The following is a 22,927-nucleotide window of genomic DNA, read 5'->3' on the forward strand; positions in this document are numbered from 1 at the left end:
TGCGCCGCCAGGGACTCGAACCCCGGACCCGCTGATTAAGAGTCAGCTGCTCTAACCAACTGAGCTAGCGGCGCCTGCTGACGTCGTAGACCTTAGCACCCTGATCGGCGGGAGGAAAAATCGAAATCCGGGGCCCTGACGAGGGTGCCGACCTGGCCACCCGCACGCATGCCCAGAGCAGTACGTCGGGCCCCGGCAGCCAGGGGCTACGGGTGTCGGGGGCGACCACCCAGCGAGGGCCGGAAGCGGACGGGCCGCAGGTCAGGGGCGGTACGGTCACCGCGTCCCCGGTGCCGTGACAGAGCAGCGGGGGCACCCTCCGGTCGCCGCCGTCCTGCCCCGCCGGGTCCTCGCCGGTACGGGAGCCCGGGCCGCCGCCCCACTCCTCCCAGTCCAGCAGTGAGGGCAGCCGCTGAGCGGTGCCGGGGGAGGCGAACAGCAGCATCCGCCCGCGGTGCGTGGCGACCGGGCCGGAGCCCGGACCGTCGGACCACAGGTGTTCGAGCATCCGGCGCCCGAAGAGTGTGGGCACGTTCACCACGTCGAAGGACGAACCGCACGGCAGGACCCCGGGGGCGGAGGGGTGCGACTCCCACTGGGCCAGGGTGCTGCGCGGGTACGCCGCGGCGCCGGCCAGCCACGCGGCGCCGGCCGCGGTGACCTGAGCCGTCCGGTCCCCGGCCTGCTCGCGCAGGACGGTGAAGATGTCGGCGTCCCGGTAGGGGCCGTCGCCGTGATGCAGCGTCGTTTCGTCTGGCAGCCATGCGGTCATGTGCACAGGTCTACCGGGAGTGATCAAGCGAATTCCGAGAGTTGCCGGAAACCGGGACAGTTCGGGGAGGTGAGGAGTATCTTGCCCGCAGGCATATGCCAGGGGTGCTACCCGCTGTCAGGACCGGGCCCGGCCGCGAGGCCGTCGCAGGACCGGCCGAGGGGGCGGAGCGCGGTCAGGGCCTGGGGTCGTTCAGCAGGCTCCGGCCGAACTCGACCATCTTCTTCGCGTAGTCCTCGGTCCACTCCGCCCGCTGCGCGATGTCCGCGGTGGTGAGCCGGTCGAACCGGCGCGGATCGGCCAGCTGAGCAGCGGCGATCGCCTGGAACTCCACCGCCCGGTCCGTCGCGGCGCGGAACGCCAGGGCCAGCTCCGTGGCGCGGCCCAGCAGCTCCTGCGGATCGTCCATCGACTCCAGGTCGAAGAAGTGCTCAGGATCGGCGACCGCGGCCGACGGTTCGAAGAGCAGGGGTGCGGGGCGCAGCCGCTGCTGCTCGTTCCGCTCGGGTTGTGCCATGTGGTTGTTCCTCCTTCGGTGGGCCCGACGGCCACCCTCTATTGTCCAACCCTGCGCAAGGGCGCTTACGAGGGCGTGCGCCCGGCCGCTCCCGGTCGTCGTGCCCCGACGCGCCCCCGTTCTCAACGGCCCCATCGCACCCGGTGTTCCGCCAGGTGCGCCAGCACCCGGTGATTGGCCTCCCAGCCGTCCGGGAACTTCACCGTGACCCCCAGCTGGACCGGCTCCGTGGACGGGTGCTCGTCCAGCAGCTCCGCGACGCCCTCGCGGCACACCACGATGCAGGCGTGGCGGTGGCGGGAGGCCAGGACGCACAGCCGGCCCGTCTCCAGATGGAACGCGGTGGCGTCCGGGCGCCCGGACAGCGGGTGCAGGACCACCGTCACATCGAACTCCCGGCCCTGGAGCCGGTTCGCGGTGTCCACCGCCACGCCCGTCACCCCCAGCTCCGCGAGCGCCGCCCGCACCGCGGCCGCCTGGTCGCGGTGGGCCGTGCCGACCGCGACCCGGTCCGCCGTCACGGGGGCCGGGTCCGGCGCGCGCTCGCTGGTGGCCGCACCGCCCCGGTCGAGGAGCCGGCGCACCACCATGGCCACCGCCCGGACCGCCTCGGGGTCCGTGCGCGGGGTGTGCCGGGCCGGGAGCTCCAGCAGACCCCAGCCGGACTCCGCGGCCTCGTCCAGCACCCGGTCCGCCGCCGAGCCGTCCGACGCGACACCGAACGACAGCAGCCGGTCGCCGTGGTCCGTACCGCTGCGGAACGGGGTGTACGGGTAGAACGCCTCCGACACCAGCGGCGCGGCCGAGGCCGGAAGCCGCCATGACACCGGCAGCCGGTGCTGCGGCAGCTCGGGATTGTGTGCCAGCAGGGTGGAGACCGCGCTGGCCGACGGGTCGTAGCTCAACCCCGCCCACTGGTCCGCGCCCACGATCGAGAACGGGTCCAGCTGGCCCGGATCGCCCACGAACAGCGCCCGTTCGAAGAGGCCCGCCACGGCCAGCAGCGCGTCCGAGCGCATCTGGTACGCCTCGTCGACGATCGCGTGCCCCCACGGCTCGACGTTCTTCACATGGGCCCACTTGGCCGCCGTCGAGATGACGATGTCGAGCCCCGCCAGATCCGCCGCCTTCGCCGACTTCCGTACGTTGGCCAGGCCGTCCAGCACCTTGTCGTACGGGTCGGAGTCATTGCTGTGCAGCCGGCCGACCGGCAGCTCGGGGTCCTTCTCGGCCAGCCTGACCACCAGGTCGTCGACCTGGGCGTTCGTCTGCGCGACCACCATCAACGGGCGGCCGGCGGCGGCGAGTTCGAGTGCGGCGCGGACCACGAGCGTCGACTTGCCGGCACCGGGCGGGGAGTCCACCACGATGCCGCGGGCCGTGCCGTTCAGCGTGTCGTGGAGGATCGCGGCGGTGGCCAGGCCCGCCGCCGCGCCGGGGTCGAATACGGCTGTCACAGCAGATCCTCCGTGGTGACCCGGTCGGGATGCTCGGCCTGGGCGGCCGCGGAGCCCGGCGGGCCCCCGTGGGTCCACGGGGTCTCCTCCGGGTCCGGCAGCTTCGGGCCGCCGCGCTGGTCGTGCTCGAAGAGGGTCCAGGCGATCCGGTCGCCGGGCTCGGGCACCGAACCCGGGGCCGGCTCCTTGCCGCGGCCCATCCGGTCGGTGATCCGCAGCACCAGCGCGGCCGCCCCGTCCTCCTCCGCCGGCCCGTAACCGGCGAACTCGGCGGTCTGCGGCTTGCCGTCCAGCGAGCGGTAGACCTTGATCCGGTCGGCCAGGTGCGGCTGCTCCTCGGTGCGGACGGTGACCAGCGGGCGCGGTGAGGGGCGTTTCGACTCGCTGTACGCCATCTCCACCCCGGTCACCTCCCCGAGGAACGCCTCGCCCGCCAGCCGGCGTCCGGCCAGCACCAGCGGATCGTCCAGCGCCTCCTGGGCCTCCAGCTGCGCCTGCGCCGTCTCCCGCGAGGCGAGCTTCCTGGCGGCCGTCACCGCGTCGTCCCGGCGCGGCTGCGGCGGCTCCCCGGAGCGCACCCGGTCGCGGTGGCCGGTGAACGACCAGCGGTCCCGCGTCCAGCGGTCCTCGGTCCTCGACCCCTCGGGCAGCTCCCGCAGCAGGTCGATGCCCCGCCACACGGCGTCCCAGGTCGGCCGCAGCACACCGGCCAGCAGCGACCTGATCTCCCGCTCGGCCGCAGTCAGTTCGGCCAGCCGGGCGTCGGCCGCCAGCCCGTCCTCGGCCGCCGCGAGCGAGGTGCGCGCGCGGTCGTACTTCTCGATCGCGGGGGCCAGCAGCCGGTTGTCGAAGTCGGGGTCGGTGGCCGGGCCCGCGGGCGGGCACAACAGCTGCCCCTCGCGGTCCCGCGCCAGCTCGGCGCGGAGCGCCGCCTCGGCCCCGGACTCGCCGGCCGGCGGATCGATCCAGGCGAGCAGGGCGCCCAGGTGCTGGTCCTCCAGGGTGGACTGCCCGGTCGCCCAGTGCCGGTTGAGCAGATCGGTGCCTGCCAGCAGCAGCGAGGAGCCCGGCACCCGGGCGCGCTCGCCGTAGTGCGTCAGCCAGCGGCCCAGCAGCGGTACGCGCGCGGGCGCCGGATACGGGGTGTCGGGGTCGTCCTCGGCGGTGCGCCGGAACCGCATGGAGCGGCCGAGCAGCCGGACGAACTCGATGCCCGCCCGGCTCGGCACGATCAGCTGCGCGGCGTCCGTGCACAGCTCGGTCTCGACCTTGACCTTCTTGCCGGTCGCGGGGTCGGTCTCGCTGCGTTCGGCGGGCTCGATCACATCGGCGTACGACTCGATGTGCGGCAGGACCGCCTCGGCCAGCTCGGCGAGGAACGCGAACCGCAGGTCCCGGTCGCGCGGCTGGGCCACGGAGAGCAGCCGGGGCGCCTCCCGGTCGGTGCCGACGAGGGCGCCGAGCGGGGCGCCTGCCTCGCCCGCGGTGGTGAGCGGCACCAGGACGAGCGGCCGGTCGGTGAGATGGCGGTGCCGGACCGTCGCCATCGGCTGCGCGCGGCCGCTCTCCACGGCCTCGAGCCGGGCCAGGGTGCTGATCAGTGACATCCGGTGCGGCCCTCCAGCGCCTCGGCGCGCAGGGCCGCCGCGCGGCGCAGCGCGGCGACCGTCGGGTCCGCCGGGTCGCCCTCCTTGCCCGCGGCCGCGGCCAGCACCGAGCCGACCGTGGTCAGCCCGCCGAGCTCACCCCGCACGCTGCGGCCCAGTGCCTCCACCGCACCGGCCTCGCGGGCCCTGCCCCGGCAGTGGAAGGCGAGCTCGCAGGCGGCCAGGCACTCCGGCGCGTAGGCCGCGGCGACGGACTCGACCGCGGTGACCAGCTCCTCGGGGGAGCGCTCCGGGTCGAAGGTGGTGCCCTCGGGCAGGGCGGCCGCGATGTCCTCGATCCGGGTGAGCCTGGTCAGCTGGCGGCGGGTGACCGCGCGCTGCTTGCGCACGTCGACGACGGACGCGGTCGGCAGGTTGGAGAAGTCCCGGGGGCAGACCAGCAGCACCCGGTGACCGACCGCCGCCCCGTCGGTGACCTCCGCGATCCGCTCCAGCGCCAGTACGTACACGGCGGACTGGCGGGCGGCGGCCCCGACCTTCGCCGCGTCGGCGGAACTGTCGATCATGGGGAAGGACTTGATCTCGACGACGGTCCAGGTGCCGTCGGGGTGCACCACCACCGCGTCCGGCTCCAGGTAGGCGGGCGAGCCCGCCACCTGCAGGGCCAGCATCGGGTGGTCCAGCAGCGACCAGCCGCCCGCCGCGGTGGCCTCCCGCAGGGCCAGCGCGGTGCGCGCGGCGCGGCCTTCGGGGCCGGCGGCCGTCAGATCGGGCACTTGGACGTCACGCGGGGGTTCGCCTGGCTCGCCGAGCCGCTCGTGCAGCAGGCGCATGAGCTCCGTACCGCCGTCGGCCTTGACCTTGGCCTCGAAGGCGTTGCCCCGCATGAAGGCGAACTGCGACTGGCCGAAGGCGGCCGGTGAACCGAGCGCGGTGGCGAGGGCGGTCTTGTCGACCCCGGCCCCGTCGAGCAGGGCGCGTCGCTTGCAGCCGGGGTTGGCGGCGAGGGCGGCCAGTGCGCGGGCGTCCAGCGGACGCGGGGCGACGGCCGGGCCCCTCAGCTCAGCGAGCCGCTCTCGCAGCGTCACCGCCCGCGGCTCTTCCCGCGGAGACGGTGACGTCGGCCGGGGCAGGTGGACCGGCCGGTGCTGCGGCATCGGTGGGATCTGCGGAGGAGGTCCGCTGGCCGGGGATTCGCTCACCCGTGGAAGTCTTGCATCCGGCACTGACATCCGGGGACTTCGTGGCCGGCCTCACCCGTGCGAAGCGGGTCAGGGCCGCGTGGCTGACGCGGTTGGCGAGCCGCATCACGGGCCGGGCCAGCAGGGCGCCGAGCCCCATGACGGCCGCGCCGGCGACCGCGTCGAGGAAGTAGTGGTTGGCGGTACCCATCACCACGAAGGTGGTGATCAGCGGGTACGCGATGCCGGCGGCCCGGACGAGCGGGTGCCGGCCGTGGCGCCACAGGAGGATGCCGCACCACAGGGCCCAGCCGACGTGCAGACTCGGCATCGCCGCGTACTGGTTGGTCATCCCGCCCATGCCGCGCGGTGCGCTGGCCTCCGTGCCCCACCAGCCGTACGAGCTGTACTGGGCCATCGTGTCGACGAAACCGTGTCCGGCGGCCAGCAGCCGCGGCGGGCAGGTCGGCATCAGCGTGAAGCCGATCAGGCCGAGCATGGTGGAGGTCATCAGCCAGGTGCGGGCCCAGCGGTAGGCCGAGGAGTGCTTCCGGAACATCCATATCAGGACGGCCGGGGTGACGAGGTAGTGCAGTGAGGCGTACGCGAAGTCGGCGGGTATCCCTATGGAGGGGTGCGCGGTGAGCAGCCGGTTGAGCGGGTGCTCGAAGTTGAGCAGGAGCGCCTGTTCCAGATGCAGGAGGCGCAGCCCGTGGTCGACGGCGGTCGACACGTCGCCCCGCACGAGGAGTCTGCCGCCCGAGTACGCCGCGTACACCAGGGCGAGCAGCGGCAGCTCGGTCCACCAGCGGGGCCGGGGGCGCGGCGCGGGCGCGGTGGTGGCATGCGGCATCCGGAATTTCTCCATCATGTTTTCATGCGGCCGACGGCGGGCGTTCAACCGTACGGTGCGGGTCGGCCGCGGTTCCCCCGGGGGTGCACTTTCGGCCCCCGCAGCTGCTCTCGGTTGTCTGTGATGAGAGGGACGTCGGTGCGGCCCCACAGGTTGCCTCTCGGGCGGGTGCGCGATGATGGAAATCCGGACGATCCGTTCCATCCGTTCACCCGTTGTGCGTCGGACGGTTCCGTCCCCGTCGATGTCCAAGATCTCAGATCCAGGATCTGAGGTCTCAGTTTCAGGGAGAGCCGTCACATGGCACCGCGAATCCTGCTTGCCCGCCACGGTCAGACCGAGTGGTCCGTCAACGGCAATCACACCGGCAGGACGGACATCCCACTGCTCGACACCGGGCGCGCGGGGGCCAAGCTGCTCGGCGAGCGACTGCACCGCGGGCCGTGGGCGGACCTGCCCGGCCTGGAGGTCCGGACCAGCCCGCTGGTGCGGGCCGCCGAGACGTGCGAGATCGCGGGGTTCGGCGACCGGGCCGAGCGCTGGGACGCGTTGATGGAGTGGGACTACGGGGCGTACGAGGGGATGACACCGGCCGAGATCAAGGCGGCCCGCCCGGACTGGTTCATCTGGCGCGACGGCGTACCGGAGGGGGAGACCCTGGCCGAACTGTCGGCCCGCGCCGACCAGATCGTCGAGTGGGCCCGCTCGGCCGACCGCGACGTCCTGGTCTTCGCGCACGGCCACATCCTGCGGGCGCTGGGGGCGCGGTGGCTCGGCGAGGACGTGTCCTTCGCCGCCCGCATCCGGCTGGATCCGACGTCGCTGTCGGTGCTGGGGTGGGCGTACGGGGCGCCGGCGCTGGAACGCTGGAACGACACGGGGCACCTGGAGCAGTAGCCCTGCGGGGTTCCTGGGGGCGGATGTCCTCAATCGCCGGACGGGCTTGAGTCGATGTCTGCCGGCCGTTGGGCCCGGGCAGTTCCAGCCCGTCCGGCGTTTGAGGACGGAACCCTGTGCCCGGGTCCGGAGCGGGGCAGCTGCCCCCGAGCGCCGGGAGCGACAGGTTTTGTCGCCCCGGTCCGGGGGCGAGGGTTCCGTCCTCAATCGCCGGACGGGCTTGGGGGGTCCGGCGCGAGGGTTCCGTCCTCGATCGCCGGACGGGCTTGGGGGGTCCTACGGTCTCGGGCGGGCCGCCGTGTGGCGGTCGAGGAAGTCTGCGATGTCGACCGATCCCCGGGCCCGCGGCCGCAGTACCGCGACCGCCCCCGCCAGCATCGCCCGGATCCGGGAGGACTGGACCTGGTCCAGCAGGTCCAGCACCTGGTGACCCGTGGCCGCGGCCTCCTCCGCCAGGCCCGCGCGGGCCAGGTCCGTGGTCAGTTCGGCCCGGTACAGGGCCAGGTTCCGGGTGAAGTGCGGGTCCTGCAGCCGCGTCGCCCGCCGTGCGTGGCGCGCCGCCCGCGACCAGTCGCCCAGCGCCGACCAGCACTGCGCCTCCAGCATCTCCAGCTCCGCCTCCCGGAAGAAGGTCATCCACTCCGGGTCCGCCGTGGACGGGCCCTGCCCGAACGCGACGTGCGCCCGGCCGAGCGCACGCTCGCAGCCGGTACGGTCCCCGAGCCCCGCCCGGCCCCCCGCCTCCCGCAGCGAGAGCAGGGCCAGCAGCCGCGGTGAGCCCAGCGGCTGGGCCGCCCGCAGCCCCGCCTCCGCCGCGCGCACGGACTCGCGCGAGCGCCCCGTGTCCCGGGCCAGGAAGGACGCGTTGCAGAACGCGTGGGCCTCCAGCGCCGGGTCCCCGGCCACCCGCGACGTGGCCAGCGCCTCCGCGTAGTGCGAGCGTGCGTCCTCGAACCGGCCCGAGTCGTGGGCCAGCCAGCCCACCGAGATCGCCAGCTCACCGGCCCCGGCGTGCAGCCGGTCCGCCGTGGAGCGCCGGGTCGTGGTCCCGGAGTCGAGCAGCGCGTACGCCGCCCGCAACGGCTGCGAGGCCCGCCGGTACAGGCCGTCTCCGCCGTGCCGGTCGTCCAGCAGCCGGATCTGCCGCACCGCCTTCTCGACGGCACAGACCTCGGCCTCCCCGACCCGGCGCTGGGCGGGCAGGGAGGTGGATGCGGACGTCCCGCCGAGGCCCAGGCCCAGGGACGCGGCCGCCATCGCGGTCGAGCCGCTCGTCATGAATACGCGACGCAGCACGTCGCACTCCTCGTCGGTTTCGCTGCCGAGCAGCGAGGAAATCGGGGGCGGTGGGGCGTCCGTCACGGGCCTGGCCCCCCTGCCGCGTACCGATTCCCGCGGTGAGAAGCCCAGGTCCGCCAGGTTCGCCCCGGGGAACATGTGCAGGAAGACCCGTTCGTAGGCGTAGTTAGGGCAGCGGATCTCGCCTGACTCCACGCGTCCGATGTACCGGGCGTCGCACGCGACCTGCTCGCCGATCTCGCGGGCGGACCTGCGTACCGCGGCAGCGAACTCCCCGGCGGAGCGCTGTCCGCGCAGCCGCCGGAAGGCGAGGTTGGGAACTGCCCGTGTCGACACCATGGCGGGGCCCTCTCTGGTGCGAGCCGGGCCCTTGTTTCCGGTGTCCCGGCGGAGCAAGAACGTACCTGCTGTGACAAGTCGCACACGCTGTGTTTGCTGACAAATCGGATATCTCACCCACGATCCGCCATGAACTGCCACCCTTTGCGGCGGTGCGGGGCCGTAGCCCTTGACGCCGTCGGCGCGTTGGTCCATGTGGAGACGGAGTCCGGCTCCGCCCGGCGATGAGAGGAGAGGTCCCTTGTTGCATCTCGACACGGCGACCGGCTCGCGGACGACTGCGACGACGGCGACGAAGACGGCGACGACCGCCCCCACGGCACCCGCCGAGGGGGCCCCGGCGCCCGGTCCGCTCCCCGGCGCCGAACCGTGCGACCTGGTGACCGTCCCGGCCCGGCAGGGCCTGGAGGCCGTCGACATCCTGCGCCGCGGGGCGGATCAGGAGGCCGTCGGCCCGGTCCTGCACGACGGCCCCTGCGCCGTCCTCGGCTTCCTGGTGCCGCCGGGCACCGCGGAGGCGTGGGACGTGCCGGGCAGCGCCTGTACGAGGACGGACGGCCGCGGGCTGCGCATCCCCGCCGAGCCGCCCGTCTCCGGCGGCGTCTGGCTGCTGCCGCCCGTCCACGACAACACCCAGGTCACCGACCCGGCCGCGCTGCGGGCCGCGCTGGACCAGGCCGCCCGGCTGATCGAGGCGGCCGACAACTGCCGCTGAGCTCATAATGGCCGGACGGCGGGCGAGCGGACCGACCCGTCACGGCCGGTCCCCGACCGGTCCCGGACCCGATGAGCAGTGAGCAGGGACGAGCAGTGGCACGTCGAGGAGCGGCCGGCGGCGCGGGCGAGCGCAAGCAGCGCACGGACCGCAGGGCCGACCGGAAGGCGGCACGGGGCGAGCAGGCCGGGGGCAACGTCACCGAGCCGGTGGACGGCGGTCTCGCGGAGCTCGTGCCCGACCGGGAACGCAGGCGCGCCTGGACGCTGACGATCGACGGCGCGCCGCAGTCCCACGTGGACCTCGACGACCCGACGTACCTCTCCTTCGAGTACCAGCGCCGGATCGGTCACATCGCCGACCTGGCCGCACCGGCCGGGCAGCCGCTGCACGTGGTGCATCTGGGCGGCGGGGCCTTCACGCTCGCCCGCTACATCGCCGCGACCCGCCCCCGCTCCACCCAGCAGATCGTCGAGGTGGACGCCGCCCTCGTCCAGCTGGTGCGCCGGGAGCTCCCGCTGGACCCGCAGGCCAGGATCAGGGTCCGCGCCACCGACGCCCGCGCGGGCCTCGGGAAGGTCCAGGACGGCTGGGCGGACCTGGTCATCGCCGACGTCTTCAGCGGGGCCCGGACCCCCGCCCACCTCACCAGCACCGAGTTCCTCGCCGAGGTGCGCCGGGTCCTGAAACCCGGCGGGAGCTACGTGGCCAACCTGGCCGACGGGCCGCCGCTGGCCCATCTGCGCGGCCAGATCGCCACGGCCGCCACCGTCTTCCCCGAGCTCACCCTCGCCGCCGACCCGACCGTGTGGCGCGGCCGCCGCTTCGGCAACGCCGTACTGCTCGCCTCGGACGTGGCGCCGAAGATCGCGGAGCTGACCCGCCGGGTGGCGACCGATCCGCACCCGGGACGCGTGGAGCACGGCCGGGCGCTCGCCGACTTCACCGGCGGCGCGGCCCCGGTGCACGACGCCGACGCCCGCCCCTCACCGCCGCCGCCCGCCTCCGCCTTCCACTGACGACGGGCCGCTCTCCCGCACCGGGCGGTACGGGCGCGCCTCTCAGGACTTCACGACCTGGACCTGCGGCGGATGGTCGTTCCAGGTGCAGAAGACCGAGACCGTGGTGCCGTCGTCCTGGGTGAAGTCCACCCGGATCCAGGTGGTGTTCGTCCAGACCTGCATCGACCAGCCCGGCTCCGGAGTCGCCGACACCAGCTTCGCCCGGTCCGCGCCCAGCTCGAAGACGACCCGGCCGCCGTCCGTCGGGTAACTCTTCGCCGTGCCCGAGGGAGTGGCCGAAGGGGCGGGTGGCGGCGGAGTGCTCGCGCGGCTGCGGGAGGGGGCGGGCGAGGGGCTCGCGGACGGCTTCGGCGAGCTGCGTGGCTCGGTGCTGCGGGCGGACGGGGAGGGCTCCGGGCGCCGCGTCGAGGACGAGAGCTTCTCCGTGCTCGCCCGGTCACCCCGGGCGCTCGCCGAGATCGGCACCGCGCGCGGCGGGTCGTACGCCGTCCCCGCCATCACGGTGTGCACGCCCCACCACGACAGCGTGACCGCGGCGCCGGTGGCGAGCGACCACGCGAGCGCGTGTACGAGTCCTCGTTGCATCCGGCACATCCTGCACCACCGGCCCGCCCGGTGTCCCGCCGATGCCACCGGCCGTACCCGCCGCCGCCGGATGAAGTACGGTGCCGCCCATGCCAAGTGTGCTCGTGGTCGAGGACGACCAGTTCGTACGTTCCGCCCTCATCCGGCACCTGACCGAGGCCTCCCATACGGTACGGAGTGTCGGCACCGCGCTCGAAGCGCTGCGCGAGGTCGCCCACTTCCGGTTCGACGTGGTCATCCTCGATCTGGGGCTCCCCGATCTCGACGGGTCGGAGGCGCTGAAGATGCTGCGCGGCATCACCGACGTGCCCGTCATCATCGCGACCGCCCGCGACGACGAGAGCGAGATCGTCCGGCTGCTCAACGACGGTGCGGACGACTACCTGACCAAGCCGTTCTCGGTGGAACACCTCTCCGCCCGGATGGCCGCCGTGCTGCGCCGCTCACGGGCCGCGGGCGGCGAGGCGCCGTCGCCGCGCGTCATCCAGGTCGGCGGGCTCTCCATAGACCCGCTGCGGCGCCAGGCCGAGCTCGACGGCACCGACCTCGATCTCACCCGCCGGGAGTTCGACCTGCTGACCTTCCTGGCCGGCCGGCCGGGTGTCGTCGTCCCGCGCAAGGAACTCCTCGCGGAGGTCTGGCAGCAGTCGTACGGGGATGATCAGACCATTGACGTCCATCTCTCCTGGCTCCGGCGGAAACTGGGCGAAACGGCCGCACGCCCGCGCTATCTGCACACCCTGCGCGGCGTCGGCGTCAAACTGCAGCCGCCCGCCGCGCCCCGCGCCCCGGAGCAGCCCGCATGAGGTGGGCGCTGGTCAAGGTCTGTCTGGCGGTCACCGTGATGGTCGTGGTGGCCTTCGCCGTACCCCTGGGCCTCGTCATCAAGGAGATGGCGCGCGACCGGGCCTTCTCCGACGCCGAGCGGCAGGCCGCGACGATCGGCCCGACGCTCTCCATCACCACCGACCGGGACGAGCTCGACAAGGCCGTGCTCACCACCGAGCCCGGGGCCGCGGGCCGGATGGCAGTCCACGTGCCCGCCTCCGACGAGGCCGACAGCCAGCCGGTGGAGATCGGCAGCCGCCGCGCCACCCGCAAGGACCTGGAGACCGTACGGGAGTCGGGGCGCGCCTCCATCACCGAGGTGACCGGCGGCTCCGCGCTGCTCCAGCCCACCGCGCTCGGCTCCGGGGGCACCGCCGTCGTCGAGGTGTTCGTGCCCGAGGGCGAGGTCTCCAACGGCGTCGCCACCGCGTGGCTGATGCTGGCGGGCGTCGGCATCGCGCTGATCGTCGGCTCGGTCGCCGTGGCCGACCGGCTCGGCGTACGCATGGTGGAACCGGCCCGGCGGCTCGCGGGGGCCGCGCACGACCTGGGGGAGGGGCAGCTCGGGACCCGCGTACCTGAGGAGGGGCCGACCGAACTCCGGTCCGCCGCCGTCGCCTTCAACTCCATGGCCGACCAGGTCGTCCAGCTCCTCGCCAACGAGCGCGAACTGGCCGCCGACCTCTCGCACCGGCTGCGCACCCCGCTCACCGTGCTCCGGCTCAACGCCGCCTCGCTCGGCGAGGGCCCGGCCGCCGACCAGACCCGGTCGGCCGTCGAGCAGCTGGAGCGCGAGGTCGACACGATCATCAGGACCGCCCGGGAGCAACGCCCGCAGACCCAGGGGCAGGGCGGCGGGCCGGGGGCCGGCTGCGACGCCTCCGAAGTGATCCGCGAACGCATGGGCTTCTGGTCGGCGCTGGCCGAGGACGAGGGCCGCGAGGTGCGGCTGGCGGGAGTGGACCGCACGGTACGCATTCCGGTGGCCCGCCCCGAACTGGCAGCGGCACTCGACGCGTTGCTCGGAAACGTCTTCCGGCACACCCCCGAGGGCACCGCCTTCGCCGTCGACGTCCACCACAGCGCCGACGCGGTGATCGTGCTGGTCTCGGACGCGGGCGGCGGCATCGCGGACCCCAAGGCCGCGCTGGCGCGCGGGGGCAGCGGCCGCGGCGGTGCGAAGAGCGCGGTCGGCTCGACCGGGCTCGGCCTCGACATCGTCAGCCGGGTCGCCGAATCCACCGGCGGTGACGTACGGATCGGCCGCTCGGTGCTCGGCGGCACGGAGGTGCGCATCTGGATCGGGCTCGACGGACAGCGGCCCCAGCGCCGCGGACACCGGGTGGGGCGGCGGCGACGCGGAGTGACGCGACGGAACGCAGAGCTCCGATTCCGTTCCGGAGCAGGTCCGAACCTTTAGACCGGCCGATGCGCTCCTTAAGCCCACCCTAAGAACACCAAGTCGCAGCCCAAGTGCGGCATTTGCCGGATTCGGTGTCGCTAGCGTGCTCTCGCATCCCCCACTTCCGTATGACGAGGCAGGAACGCGATGGGCACCAGCACGCACCGGCGCACGGCGAGCACCAGGACCAAGGCGATCGGCGCGGTCGTCGCCGCGGCCGTGATCGGCGGAACGGTCTTCGCCCTCACCGGCACGGCCCAGGCGGCGGCGGTCGGCGCCGCCTACACCAGGACCAGCGGCTGGACGGGCGGTTACACCGGTCAGTACGTCGTCACCAACGACACCGGCTCCGCCAAGTCCGGCTGGACGCTCGAATTCGATCTGCCGGCGGGCACGAAGCTGAGCTCCCTGTGGAACGGCGAGCACACGGTCAGCGGCAACCACGTCACCGTGAAGCCGGCCAGCTGGGACAAGGAGCTGGCTGCCGGCAAGTCCGTCACCATCGGCTTCGTCACCACCTCGGACGATGCCGCCGCCGACCCCACCGGCTGCCTCATCGACGACGCCAAGTGCTCCGTCGACACCGGCGCCACACCGGAGCCCAGCGGCCGCCCCACCGAGACCGCGACCCCACCCCCACCGGCTCGGCCACCCCCACGGACCCGCCGGCCGGGACCGCGACACCGACCCCCACGCCGGCCCCCACCAAGACCGACAGCGCCGGCGGCGGCACGGCGAGCGGCGCGGGCTTCGCCCCGTACGTCGACACCTCGCTCTACCCCGCCTTCGACCTGGCCGACACCGCCACCAAGACCGGGGTCAAGCAGTTCAACCTCGCCTTCATCACCTCCGGCGGCAGCTGCGCTCCCCTCTGGGGCGGTGTCACCGGCCTCGGTGACGACAAGGTCGCCTCCCAGATCGGCGACCTGCGCGCGGCGGGCGGCGACGTCCGGGTCTCCTTCGGCGGCGCTTCCGGCTCCGAGCTGGCGCTGAACTGCACCTCGGCCGACGACCTGGCCGCGGCCTACGGCAAGGTCGTGGACGCGTACAAGCTGACCAAGGTCGACTTCGACATCGAGGGCGGCGCGCTGCCCGACACGGCGGCCAACTCCCGCCGCGCCCAGGCCATCGCCCAGCTCCAGAAGTCCCACCCCGGCCTGGACGTCTCCTTCACCCTGCCGGTGATGCCCGAGGGGCTGACCCAGCCCGGCGTGGACCTGATCGCCGACGCGAAGAAGAACGGCGTGGACGTCGGCGCGGTCAACGTCATGGCGATGGACTACGGCCCCTCGTACAGCGGCGACATGGGCACGTACGCGATCCAGGCGGCCACGGCCACCCAGGCCCAGATCAAGGGCGTGCTCGGGCTCTCCGACGCGGACGCGTGGAAGGCCGTCGCGGTGACGCCGATGATCGGTGTGAACGACGTCAGCACCGAGGTCTTCAAGGTCGACGACGCCACGCAGCTGGTGGAGTTCGCCCAGGAGAAGGGCCTCGCCTGGCTGGCGATGTGGTCGGGCACCCGGGACAAGGAGTGCGCGGGCGGTGCGCAGCCGTCCGCGGACGCGTCGTGCAGCTCGATCGCCCAGGAGCCGCTCGCCTTCACGAAGGCGTTCGGCGCCTACAAGTAGCCACCACCCCCTCGCGCATCCCGGCCGGCCCCACTCCCCCCACATCCGGCCGGGGTGCGCCCCCTTTTGCGCCCGGACGGGCCGATCCGGCCGCCTGCGGCGGAGGCCGGCCCGTCCGGCGACCGGGGACAGCGCCCGGCCGGAGGCCACGCGCTGTCCCGCTGCCGCACCCGAACGAAAGGCCCTACTGCGCCCGGTTCACCGCGGACAGCACCGCCGCGACCGCCGCCGCGACGGCGGACGTGTCCTGCCCCGCCCCCAGCGCACCTCATCGCCGACCCGGCACTGCGCGTACGCCGTCGCCCCGGGCCCCGCCGCGACCGCCGCCTCCTCCGCGAAGTCGACGATCGCGACCTCCACCCCCGCGGCCGCCAGCGCGTGCGTGAACGCGGACACCGTGCCGCTGCCCGTGCCCTCGTAGTCGCCCTCGCGCCCGTCCATCCGCAGCGTGCAGACGAACCGCTGCCCGCCCGCCGGATCGTGCTCCGTCGACCAGGACGTCAGGGCGATCGCACCGTCCCGCCCGGGACCAGATACGTCGTCTCGAACAGCTGCCACAGATCCTTCGGCGTGGCCTCCAGACCGCTGTCGTCCGTCGTGTCCTGCACCGCACGGGAGAAGTCCGCCCGCATCCCGGCCGGCAGGTCCACCCCGTAGTTGCTCCGCAGCAGATGGGCGATGCCGCCCTTGCCGGACTGGCTGTTGACCCGGATGACCGCCTCGTACGTACGCCCCACATCCGCCGGGTCGATCGGCAGGTACGGCACCGACCACCTCTCGGAGCCGTCACGCGCACGGTCCGCGAAGCCCTTGCTGATCGCGTCCTGATGGGTGCCGGAGAACGCGGTGTACACCAGGTCGCCGCCGTACGGATGGCGCGCCGGAACCGGCAGCCGGTTGCAGTGCTCCACCGTGCGGCGGATCTCGTCGATGTCCGAGAAGTCGATCATCGGGTCGACACCCTGGGCGTACAGGTTGAGGGCCAGGTTGACCAGGTCGACGTTGCCGAACAGGCACCCCTCCACCCGCTGCGCCCCCGCCAGCACCGCGAGTTCCGCGCACGCCACCCCCGTACCGCGGTCGTTGTGCGGGTGGACGGAGAGGATCACCGACCCGCGGCGGTCCAGATGGCGGTGCATGTACTCGATCTGGTCCGCGTACACGTTCGGCGTCGCGATCTCCACCGTGGCCGGGAGGTTGTGGATCACCGGCCGGTCGGGCGAGGCGTCCCAGACCTCGGTCAGGCTGTTGCAGATCTCCAGGACGAAGTCCGGTTCGGTGAGGATGAACACCTCGGGCGAGAACTCGAACCGGATGTCCGCCGCGGGCCCGGTCCGAGCCAGCCGCTCCATCTGCCGCGCCGCGTCCAGTACGACGCCGTGCACCTCGGCCCGGCTGCGCCCGAGGACGACGTCCCGCCAGACGGGCGCGGTCGGGATGTACAGGTGGACGACCACCCGGTCCATCCCCGCGACGGACTCGAAGGTCCGCTCGATCAGGTCCGCTCTGGCCGGGGTGAAGACGACCACCGTCACGTCCTCCGGCACGGCGCCGCTCCGCGCCAGGTGCCGTACGAAGTCGAAGTCGGTGCGGCTCGCTGACGGGTAGCCGACCTCGATCTCCTTGAAGCCCATCGCGACGAGCAGATCGAACATCCGGCGCTTGCGAGGGGTGTCCATCGGTTCGGCCAGCGCCTGGTTGCCGTCCCGCAGGTCGACGGGCACCCAGAGCGGGGCCTGCTCGATGCGGGCGTCCGGCCAGCCGCGGCCGGTCAGCGGGATCTCGACGCGGTCGAAGGCGGAGCGGTAGCGATGCGACGGCATGGAGCTGGAGCGTTGCGGATTCCAGCGGGGCGGGCGCCGGGCCGGACGCCGGGTTCGTGGACGCGGACATCGCCCTGCACCGGGCCGTGGTGGCGGCCGCCCACAACCCCGTACTGACCGACCTCTTCGGCGAGTTCGCCCCCGCGCTGCGCCAGGCGCTCATCGACCTGGTGGAGCTTCGGCCTGCGCCGCGACGACCCGCACCACGGCGACGCGGCACACCGGGCACTGGTCGCGGCGGTGGTGGCGGGCGACGCGGAATCGGCGGGCCGGGCAGCCCAGGCGGAACTGGAACAGACGCTGGCCCATCTGCGTACCGTCTGAGTCCTGGCAACTGCCCGTGGCACGCCCCGAAGGCATGGTCCAGGCTCTCGGGTTCGGGGAAAGAACACGGGAGCGCTCCCCGGCCCCCTCGTGGCCCGGTCTCCCGTTCACCTTCCGGCGGGCCGTCCCGCGCGAATCGGGTGCGGGAAAGGGTGTTACCGGGGGGCGGCGGAAATCCGGTGAGATCACGGCGGCTCCGCCGCGCCGGCCCCGTAATCCGCTCCCAACAAGCCGCTCACCTGCGAGAATTCGGGAACGCGCCGTTCCGCATCCCCTGTCCGCACGCTTTGGCAAGCCCTTGGCCGGACACGGTCTCGTGACTTGCAGGACACGCTCACGCAACGGAAGCGTCTTCAAGTCTTGACACCCACCCCTCCCAGGCAGGAACCTTCCGACATCGACGCATGGGAGCGCTCCCACATTGCATGAGGATTTCTCGTGTGAACGGCACTGCCCGTGTCCTCCCCCTGAAGCACCTGGCACCCGCACTCACCAGCGCGTATGCCGCGCAGTCGGAACCGCCAGTCCCACCCTGGAACAAGGAGTAGTGGAATGCGCATCACCCGCACCGTCGCCGGCCGAAGCCGCAGAGCCGCGGTTCTGGTCACCACGGGCCTGACAGCCTCGGCCCTGTTGCTGACCGGCTGCAGCAGTGACTCGGACTCGTCGGACGAGAGCTCCGATGCCAACGGGAAGATCACGCTGACCGTCGCGGACTTCGGGCAGTTCGGCTACAAGGAAGCCGGCCTCTTCGCCAAGTACCACGAGCTGCACCCGAACATCACGGTCAAGGAAGACACCACCGCCGATGAGAAGGTCTACTACCCCAAGCTGCTCCAGCAGCTGAACTCGGGCAGCGGTCTGGCGGACGTCCAGGGCCTCGAGGTCGGGCGCATCAAGGAGCTCGTCGACACCAAGGCGGACCAGTTCGCCGACCTCAGCAAGGTGATCGACGTCAGCGAGTGGGTGTCCTGGAAGGAGAAGCAGGCCACCACGGCGGACGGAAAGGTGATCGGCGCGGGTACCGACATCGGCCCGATGTCGCTCTGCTACAACACCGAGCTCTTCAAGAAGGCCGGTCTGCCGACCGACCGCGAGGAGGTCGCCGCCAAGTTCGCCGGGGGCTGGGAGGACTACCTCAAGCTGGGCGAGGAGTACAAGAAGAAGGCGCCTGCGGGCACCTACTTCATGGACTCCGCGAGCGCGATGTTCAACGCCGTGGTCAGCTCGAACGCGAAGCAGTACTACGACGAGAGCGGCAAGCCGATCTACGCGGACAGCCCCAGCGTCAAGCAGGGCTGGAACCTGGCGGCCGAGTCCGCGGACAAGAAGCTGACCCAGGGCCTCGCCCAGTTCAGCGACCCGTGGAAGGCGGCCCTGCGCAAGGGCACCATCGCCACCGTGGCCTGCCCCGCCTGGATGGCCGGACAGATCTCGCTGTCCGCCGGTGACGCCAACAAGGGCAAGTGGAACATCACCACCGCGCCCGGCGAGACCGCGGCCAACTGGGGCGGCTCGTTCCTCGGCGTGCCGAAGTCGGGCAAGAACGTCGACGAGGCCGGCAAGCTCGTCAAGTGGCTGACCGCCCCCGAGCAGCAGGCCGCCGTCTTCAAGGCGATCGGTGTCTTCCCGTCCAACAAGGGCGCCTACGACCTGCCCGACGTGAAGAGCGCCAAGCTCCCGTACTTCAACGACGCGCCGATCGGTGAGCTGTACGCCGACGAGGCCAAGTCCATCCCCGAGACCGTTCTCGGCCCGAAGGACGGCGTCATCAAGGACACCATCTCCACCCAGATCAACAACATGGAGCAGCGCGGCACCAGCCCTGACAAGGCATGGAAGGCAGCGACCGACTCGATCGAGAAGGCGATCGGCTGACGGTCGCAGCAGCGGGCGGCCCCCGGGCCGCCCGCACCTGCGTGTCCCCACCCGTGGGGCACCGGGGCTCCCGCTGCGCAGCCCGTCCCCGGCGGGCTTCCACGGGGCGACCGGACACCTCCCGGCCGCCCCGTGGAAGCCCACCGCACGTGCTCCCGGCCCCGCCCCGGCCCGTACCCGGGTAACCAAGCAATCCAGGGAAGGACTCCCGCCCGTGGCCACCTCGACTCCCACCCGGGACGCATACGCCCCGCCACCCCGCGGTTCCCAGCAGAAACCGGTGAGCGCCCGCCGGCAGACGTGGCGGAGCCGGATCTGGCGGTTCGACGACAAGGCATCGCCGTACGCCTACATAGCCCCGTTCTTCCTCGTCTTCGGCGCCTTCGGGCTCTACCCGCTGATCTACACCGGCTGGATCGCCCTGCACCGGGTGGAGATGACCGGCCTGGACCAGATGGAGTGGGTCGGCTGGGGCAACTTCGACAGGATCCTGCACGACGCGGAGTTCTGGACGGCCGTCACCAACACCTTCCTGATCGGTGTCATGTCGACGGTCCCGCAGCTGCTGGTCGCGCTCGGCCTGGCCCACCTGCTGAACTACAAGCTCCGCGCCAGCACCTTCTGGCGGACGATCATCCTCACCCCGTACGCCACCTCGGTGGCCTCCGCGGCCCTCGTCTTCGCCCTGGTCTTCCGGGCCGACGGCGGACTGCTGAACTGGGTGCTGCACTTCGCCGGCCTCGGCCACACCAACTGGGCCAACGGGCACTGGACTTCCAAGATCGCCATCTCGGTCATCGTGATCTGGCGCTGGACCGGCTACAACACCCTGATCTACCTGGCCGCCATGCAGGCCGTCCCGACCGATCTGTACGAGGCGGCCTCGCTCGACGGCGCCTCGCGCTGGCAGCAGTTCCGCAAGGTGACCATCCCCTCGCTGCGGCCCACGATCCTCTTCACGATCGTCATCTCGACCATCGGTTCCATGCAGCTGTTCGGTGAGCCCCTGCTGCTGGAGGGTGGCACCCTCGGCGCGACCGGCGGAAACGAGAATCAGTACGAGACCCTCAGCGTCTACCTCTACAACTACGGCTGGAACCTCGGGCATCTCGGTCCGGCCGCCGCAGTGGCCTGGGCGATGCTCGCCCTCCTGCTGATCATCGCCGCGGTCAACTGGCTCATCGGCCGCTTCGTACGCAAATCCGCGGTCTGACCGGGAGCGATATCCATGACCATCACCAGCCCCACCAAAGTGCCGGAGCTCGGCCTCCCGGCGCCCGTCGTCCACCGCGCACCGAAGCGCGCGAGCCGTTTCAAGCCCGGAGCCGGCAAGCAGCTGCAGGGCGGTCCGTTCGCCTACATCGCGCTGGCCGTCGTCGGCATCGGCTCGCTGATCCCGCTGTACTGGACCCTGGTGGCCGCGTCCCACACCCAGGACGAGGTACTGGCCAGCACCCCGCCGTTCCTGCCGGGCGGGCGGCTGATGCACAACCTCGACGCCGCCTGGAACCAGGCCCACCTGGGCAAGGCGATCGTCAACAGCATCATCGTCTCCAGCTGCATCACGGCGGCGACGCTCTTCTTCTGCACCCTGGCCGGCTACGCCTTCGCCAAGATGCGCTTCCGTGGCCGCGGCGCGCTGATGACCGGGGTCATCGCCACCCTGACCATTCCGCCGCAGCTCAGCGTCGTGCCGCTGTTCATGATGATGTCCGACCTCGGCTGGGGCGGAAACCTGGAGTCGGTGATCTTCCCGACCCTGGTCAGCGCGTTCGGCGTGTTCTTCATGCGGCAGTACCTGAGCGAGGCGCTTCCGTACGAGCTCATCGAGGCCGCCAAGATCGACGGCGCGAACAACTTCCGCGTCGTGCTGAGCATCGTGCTGCCGGTGGCCCGCCCCGCGATGATGGTGCTCGGCATGCTCACCTTCGTCCAGGCCTGGAACGACTTCTTCTGGCCCTACCTCGCACTGAACCAGCAGAACCCCACGCTCCAGGTGGCCCTCGGCCAGCTGAGCGCCTCCTACACCCCCGACCAGAGCATCGTGATGGCCGGCGCGCTGATCAGCACGCTGCCGCTGCTCGTGGTGTTCGTGATCTTCGGCAAGCGGATCGTCGGCGGGATCATGTCCGGTGCCGTCAAGGGCTGACGTCACGTCAGCAGCCCCATCCCGGAAGGTCCGTACGGCCCGCACCTGAGCGAGGGCCGTACGGGCTCCCGGAGCTCCATATTTCCTTGCCCCTGTCCGTCCACTCCTGGGAGCGCTCCCGCATGACTGCTGTACGACCTGACATCGCCCCGAAGCAGGCGCCCGAGGCGACGAGATTTCCGACAGGCTTCGTCTGGGGGGCGGCGACCGCCGCCTACCAGGTGGAGGGTGCCGCTGCCGAGGACGGCCGCACCCCCTCCATCTGGGACACCTTCAGCCGTACGCCGGGCAAGGTCCGCAACGGCGACACCGGAGACATCGCCGCCGACCACTACCACCTCTACCGCGACGACGTGGCGCTGATGAAGCGGCTGGGGCTGAAGGCGTACCGCTTCTCCGTCTCCTGGTCCCGGGTGCAGCCCACCGGCCGCGGGCCCGCCGTCGAACGCGGTCTGGACTTCTACCGCAGGCTCGTCGACGAGCTGCTCGAAGCCGGCATCACGCCCGTCGCCACCCTCTACCACTGGGACCTGCCCCAGGAGCTGGAGGACGCCGGCGGCTGGCCGCAGCGGGTGACCACCGAGCGGTTCGCCGACTACACCGCGATCATGGCCGGCGCCCTCGGCGACCGCGTCGGGACGTGGACCACCTTCAACGAGCCGTGGTGCTCGGCCTTCCTCGGGTACGGCTCCGGTGTGCACGCGCCGGGCCGCACCGAGCCCGCCTCCGCCCTGCGGGCGGCCCACCACCTCAACCTCGCCCATGGCCGGGCGATCGAGGTTCTGCGCGGTCAACTCCCCGCTGCCGCACAGACCTCGGTCACCCTCAACCTCCACCAGGTCCGCCCGCTGACCGCGAGCGCGGCCGACGCGGACGCCGCCCGCCGGATCGACGCGGTGGGCAACCGGATCTTCACCGGTCCGATGCTGCGCGGTGAGTACCCCGAGGACCTGATCGCCGACACCCGGCACCTGGTGGACTGGTCGAAGCTGGTCCAGGACGGCGACCTGGCCGCCATCTCCCGTCCGATCGACGTCCTGGGCGTCAACTACTACACGCCGACGCTGGTCTCCACCCCGGCGAAGGGCGCGGGCGACACGCGCAACGACGGCCACGGCGACAGCGACCACTCCCCGTGGCCCGGATCCGAGCACGTCGCCTTCCATCTCTCGGAGGGCAAGAAGCGCACCGCGATGAACTGGGCGATCGACCCCAACGGGCTGTACAGCCTCCTCATGGACACCAGCCGGGACCACCCGGGGCTGCCGCTGATGGTCACCGAGAACGGCGCCGCCTTCGACGACTACGTCTCGCCCGAGGGGCGGGTGGAGGACCCCGAGCGGATCGCGTATCTGCACGGGCACCTGGACGCCGTGCAGCGCGCGGTGGCCGACGGCGCGGACGTCCGCGGCTACTTCCTGTGGTCGCTGATGGACAACTTCGAGTGGGCGTACGGCTACTCGAAGCGCTTCGGCACCGTGTACGTCGACTACGCCTCCCAGCGCCGCATTCCCAAGGCGAGCGCCCACTGGTACGCCGATGTGATCCGCCGCCACGCTCTGCCGCCGACCGGCCCGTCCTGACCATTCACCGTTCAACTACCCTGCTGTGAACGGGTGTTGAGCGAAAACTGCTGAATCTGCATCAC

17 protein-coding genes, 1 tRNA gene and 3 pseudogenes are annotated in these 22,927 nt (G+C 72.2%); 11 read left to right on the forward strand and 10 right to left on the reverse strand.

Annotated elements, in window-relative coordinates; translation table 11 throughout:
- From LNW71_RS20940 to LNW71_RS20970, 7 genes are all read right to left on the reverse strand, one after another.
- A tRNA-Lys gene (locus LNW71_RS20940) sits at nucleotides 1–74 on the reverse strand.
- A complete protein-coding gene (locus tag LNW71_RS20945; RefSeq protein WP_250969631.1) occupies nucleotides 65–772 on the reverse strand; it encodes a bifunctional DNA primase/polymerase in 708 nt (235 codons plus the stop codon). The genes LNW71_RS20940 and LNW71_RS20945 overlap by 10 nt, the downstream gene beginning before the upstream one ends.
- Nucleotides 773–947: 175 nt before the next feature.
- Nucleotides 948–1,289, reverse strand: a complete 342-nt coding sequence (locus tag LNW71_RS20950; RefSeq protein WP_250969632.1) for a hypothetical protein — start codon at nucleotides 1,287–1,289, stop codon at nucleotides 948–950.
- Between the two features lie 122 nt (nucleotides 1,290–1,411).
- Complete coding sequence (locus tag LNW71_RS20955; RefSeq protein WP_250969633.1) at nucleotides 1,412–2,746, reverse strand: AAA domain-containing protein; 1,335 nt, start codon at nucleotides 2,744–2,746, stop codon at nucleotides 1,412–1,414.
- On the reverse strand, nucleotides 2,743–4,353 hold the full coding sequence (locus LNW71_RS20960) for a hypothetical protein (protein ID WP_250969634.1): 1,611 nt from the start codon (nucleotides 4,351–4,353) through the stop codon (nucleotides 2,743–2,745). The genes LNW71_RS20955 and LNW71_RS20960 overlap by 4 nt, the downstream gene beginning before the upstream one ends.
- Entirely contained in the window at nucleotides 4,344–5,510 is a 1,167-nt protein-coding gene (locus tag LNW71_RS20965) for a hypothetical protein (protein WP_250969635.1), read from the reverse strand. Before LNW71_RS20965 ends, LNW71_RS20960 begins: the two co-directional genes overlap by 10 nt.
- The gene (locus LNW71_RS20970; RefSeq protein ID WP_250972084.1) at nucleotides 5,416–6,387 is read right to left on the reverse strand and encodes a phosphatase PAP2 family protein; all 972 of its coding nucleotides are present in this window, start codon (nucleotides 6,385–6,387) and stop codon (nucleotides 5,416–5,418) included. The genes LNW71_RS20965 and LNW71_RS20970 overlap by 95 nt, the downstream gene beginning before the upstream one ends.
- Nucleotides 6,388–6,687: 300 nt before the next feature.
- Here LNW71_RS20970 and LNW71_RS20975 point away from each other — a divergent pair, with 300 nt between their 5' ends.
- A complete protein-coding gene (locus LNW71_RS20975; RefSeq protein ID WP_250969636.1) occupies nucleotides 6,688–7,284 on the forward strand; it encodes a histidine phosphatase family protein in 597 nt (198 codons plus the stop codon).
- A gap of 276 nt (nucleotides 7,285–7,560) precedes the next feature.
- On the opposite strand, the gene LNW71_RS20980 is transcribed toward LNW71_RS20975, so the two are convergent.
- A complete protein-coding gene (locus tag LNW71_RS20980; RefSeq protein ID WP_250969637.1) occupies nucleotides 7,561–8,922 on the reverse strand; it encodes a tetratricopeptide repeat protein in 1,362 nt (453 codons plus the stop codon).
- A gap of 241 nt (nucleotides 8,923–9,163) precedes the next feature.
- On the opposite strand from LNW71_RS20980, the gene LNW71_RS20985 reads away from it, so the two are divergent.
- Nucleotides 9,164–9,637: a hypothetical protein gene (locus LNW71_RS20985; RefSeq protein ID WP_250969638.1), complete on the forward strand. Its 474-nt coding sequence runs from the start codon at nucleotides 9,164–9,166 to the stop codon at nucleotides 9,635–9,637.
- Nucleotides 9,638–9,732: 95 nt separating this feature from the next.
- The gene (locus LNW71_RS20990; RefSeq protein ID WP_250969639.1) at nucleotides 9,733–10,656 is read left to right on the forward strand and encodes a fused MFS/spermidine synthase; all 924 of its coding nucleotides are present in this window, start codon (nucleotides 9,733–9,735) and stop codon (nucleotides 10,654–10,656) included.
- 42 nt (nucleotides 10,657–10,698) lie between these two features.
- Here LNW71_RS20990 and LNW71_RS20995 read toward each other — a convergent pair whose 3' ends face one another.
- Nucleotides 10,699–11,244: a hypothetical protein gene (locus LNW71_RS20995; protein ID WP_250969640.1), complete on the reverse strand. Its 546-nt coding sequence runs from the start codon at nucleotides 11,242–11,244 to the stop codon at nucleotides 10,699–10,701.
- Nucleotides 11,245–11,333: 89 nt separating this feature from the next.
- Here LNW71_RS20995 and LNW71_RS21000 point away from each other — a divergent pair, with 89 nt between their 5' ends.
- The 3 genes and pseudogenes from LNW71_RS21000 to LNW71_RS21010 all read left to right on the forward strand — a co-directional run bounded on the left by LNW71_RS21000 (nucleotide 11,334) and on the right by LNW71_RS21010 (nucleotide 15,105).
- Nucleotides 11,334–12,050, forward strand: coding sequence for a response regulator transcription factor (locus LNW71_RS21000; RefSeq protein WP_250969641.1), 717 nt, complete (start codon nucleotides 11,334–11,336; stop codon nucleotides 12,048–12,050).
- A complete protein-coding gene (locus LNW71_RS21005; RefSeq protein WP_250969642.1) occupies nucleotides 12,047–13,492 on the forward strand; it encodes a HAMP domain-containing sensor histidine kinase in 1,446 nt (481 codons plus the stop codon). The genes LNW71_RS21000 and LNW71_RS21005 overlap by 4 nt, the downstream gene beginning before the upstream one ends.
- A gap of 129 nt (nucleotides 13,493–13,621) precedes the next feature.
- Nucleotides 13,622–15,105: pseudogene (locus LNW71_RS21010) on the forward strand (cellulose binding domain-containing protein).
- A 184-nt stretch (nucleotides 15,106–15,289) separates the two neighbouring features.
- Here the strand turns inward: LNW71_RS21010 and LNW71_RS21015 are convergent.
- A pseudogene (locus LNW71_RS21015) lies at nucleotides 15,290–16,928 on the reverse strand (2-isopropylmalate synthase).
- Between LNW71_RS21015 and LNW71_RS21020 the strand changes: the two are divergent.
- From LNW71_RS21020 to LNW71_RS21040, 5 genes and pseudogenes are all read left to right on the forward strand, one after another.
- Nucleotides 16,898–17,252, forward strand: a pseudogene (locus LNW71_RS21020) (FadR/GntR family transcriptional regulator); the annotation flags it as partial. The pseudogenes LNW71_RS21015 and LNW71_RS21020 overlap by 31 nt on opposite strands.
- Before the next feature lie 552 nt (nucleotides 17,253–17,804).
- A complete protein-coding gene (locus LNW71_RS21025) occupies nucleotides 17,805–19,130 on the forward strand; it encodes an ABC transporter substrate-binding protein (protein WP_250969643.1) in 1,326 nt (441 codons plus the stop codon).
- A 214-nt stretch (nucleotides 19,131–19,344) separates the two neighbouring features.
- The gene (locus tag LNW71_RS21030) at nucleotides 19,345–20,343 is read left to right on the forward strand and encodes a carbohydrate ABC transporter permease (protein ID WP_250969644.1); all 999 of its coding nucleotides are present in this window, start codon (nucleotides 19,345–19,347) and stop codon (nucleotides 20,341–20,343) included.
- 15 nt (nucleotides 20,344–20,358) lie between these two features.
- Complete coding sequence (locus LNW71_RS21035; protein ID WP_250969645.1) at nucleotides 20,359–21,279, forward strand: carbohydrate ABC transporter permease; 921 nt, start codon at nucleotides 20,359–20,361, stop codon at nucleotides 21,277–21,279.
- A gap of 122 nt (nucleotides 21,280–21,401) precedes the next feature.
- The gene (locus LNW71_RS21040; protein ID WP_250969646.1) at nucleotides 21,402–22,862 is read left to right on the forward strand and encodes a GH1 family beta-glucosidase; all 1,461 of its coding nucleotides are present in this window, start codon (nucleotides 21,402–21,404) and stop codon (nucleotides 22,860–22,862) included.
- Nucleotides 22,863–22,927 lie beyond the last annotated feature (65 nt).

It is taken from the genome of Streptomyces sp. RKAG290 (genome assembly GCF_023701695.1).
In the GTDB taxonomy this organism is placed as follows: domain Bacteria; phylum Actinomycetota; class Actinomycetes; order Streptomycetales; family Streptomycetaceae; genus Streptomyces.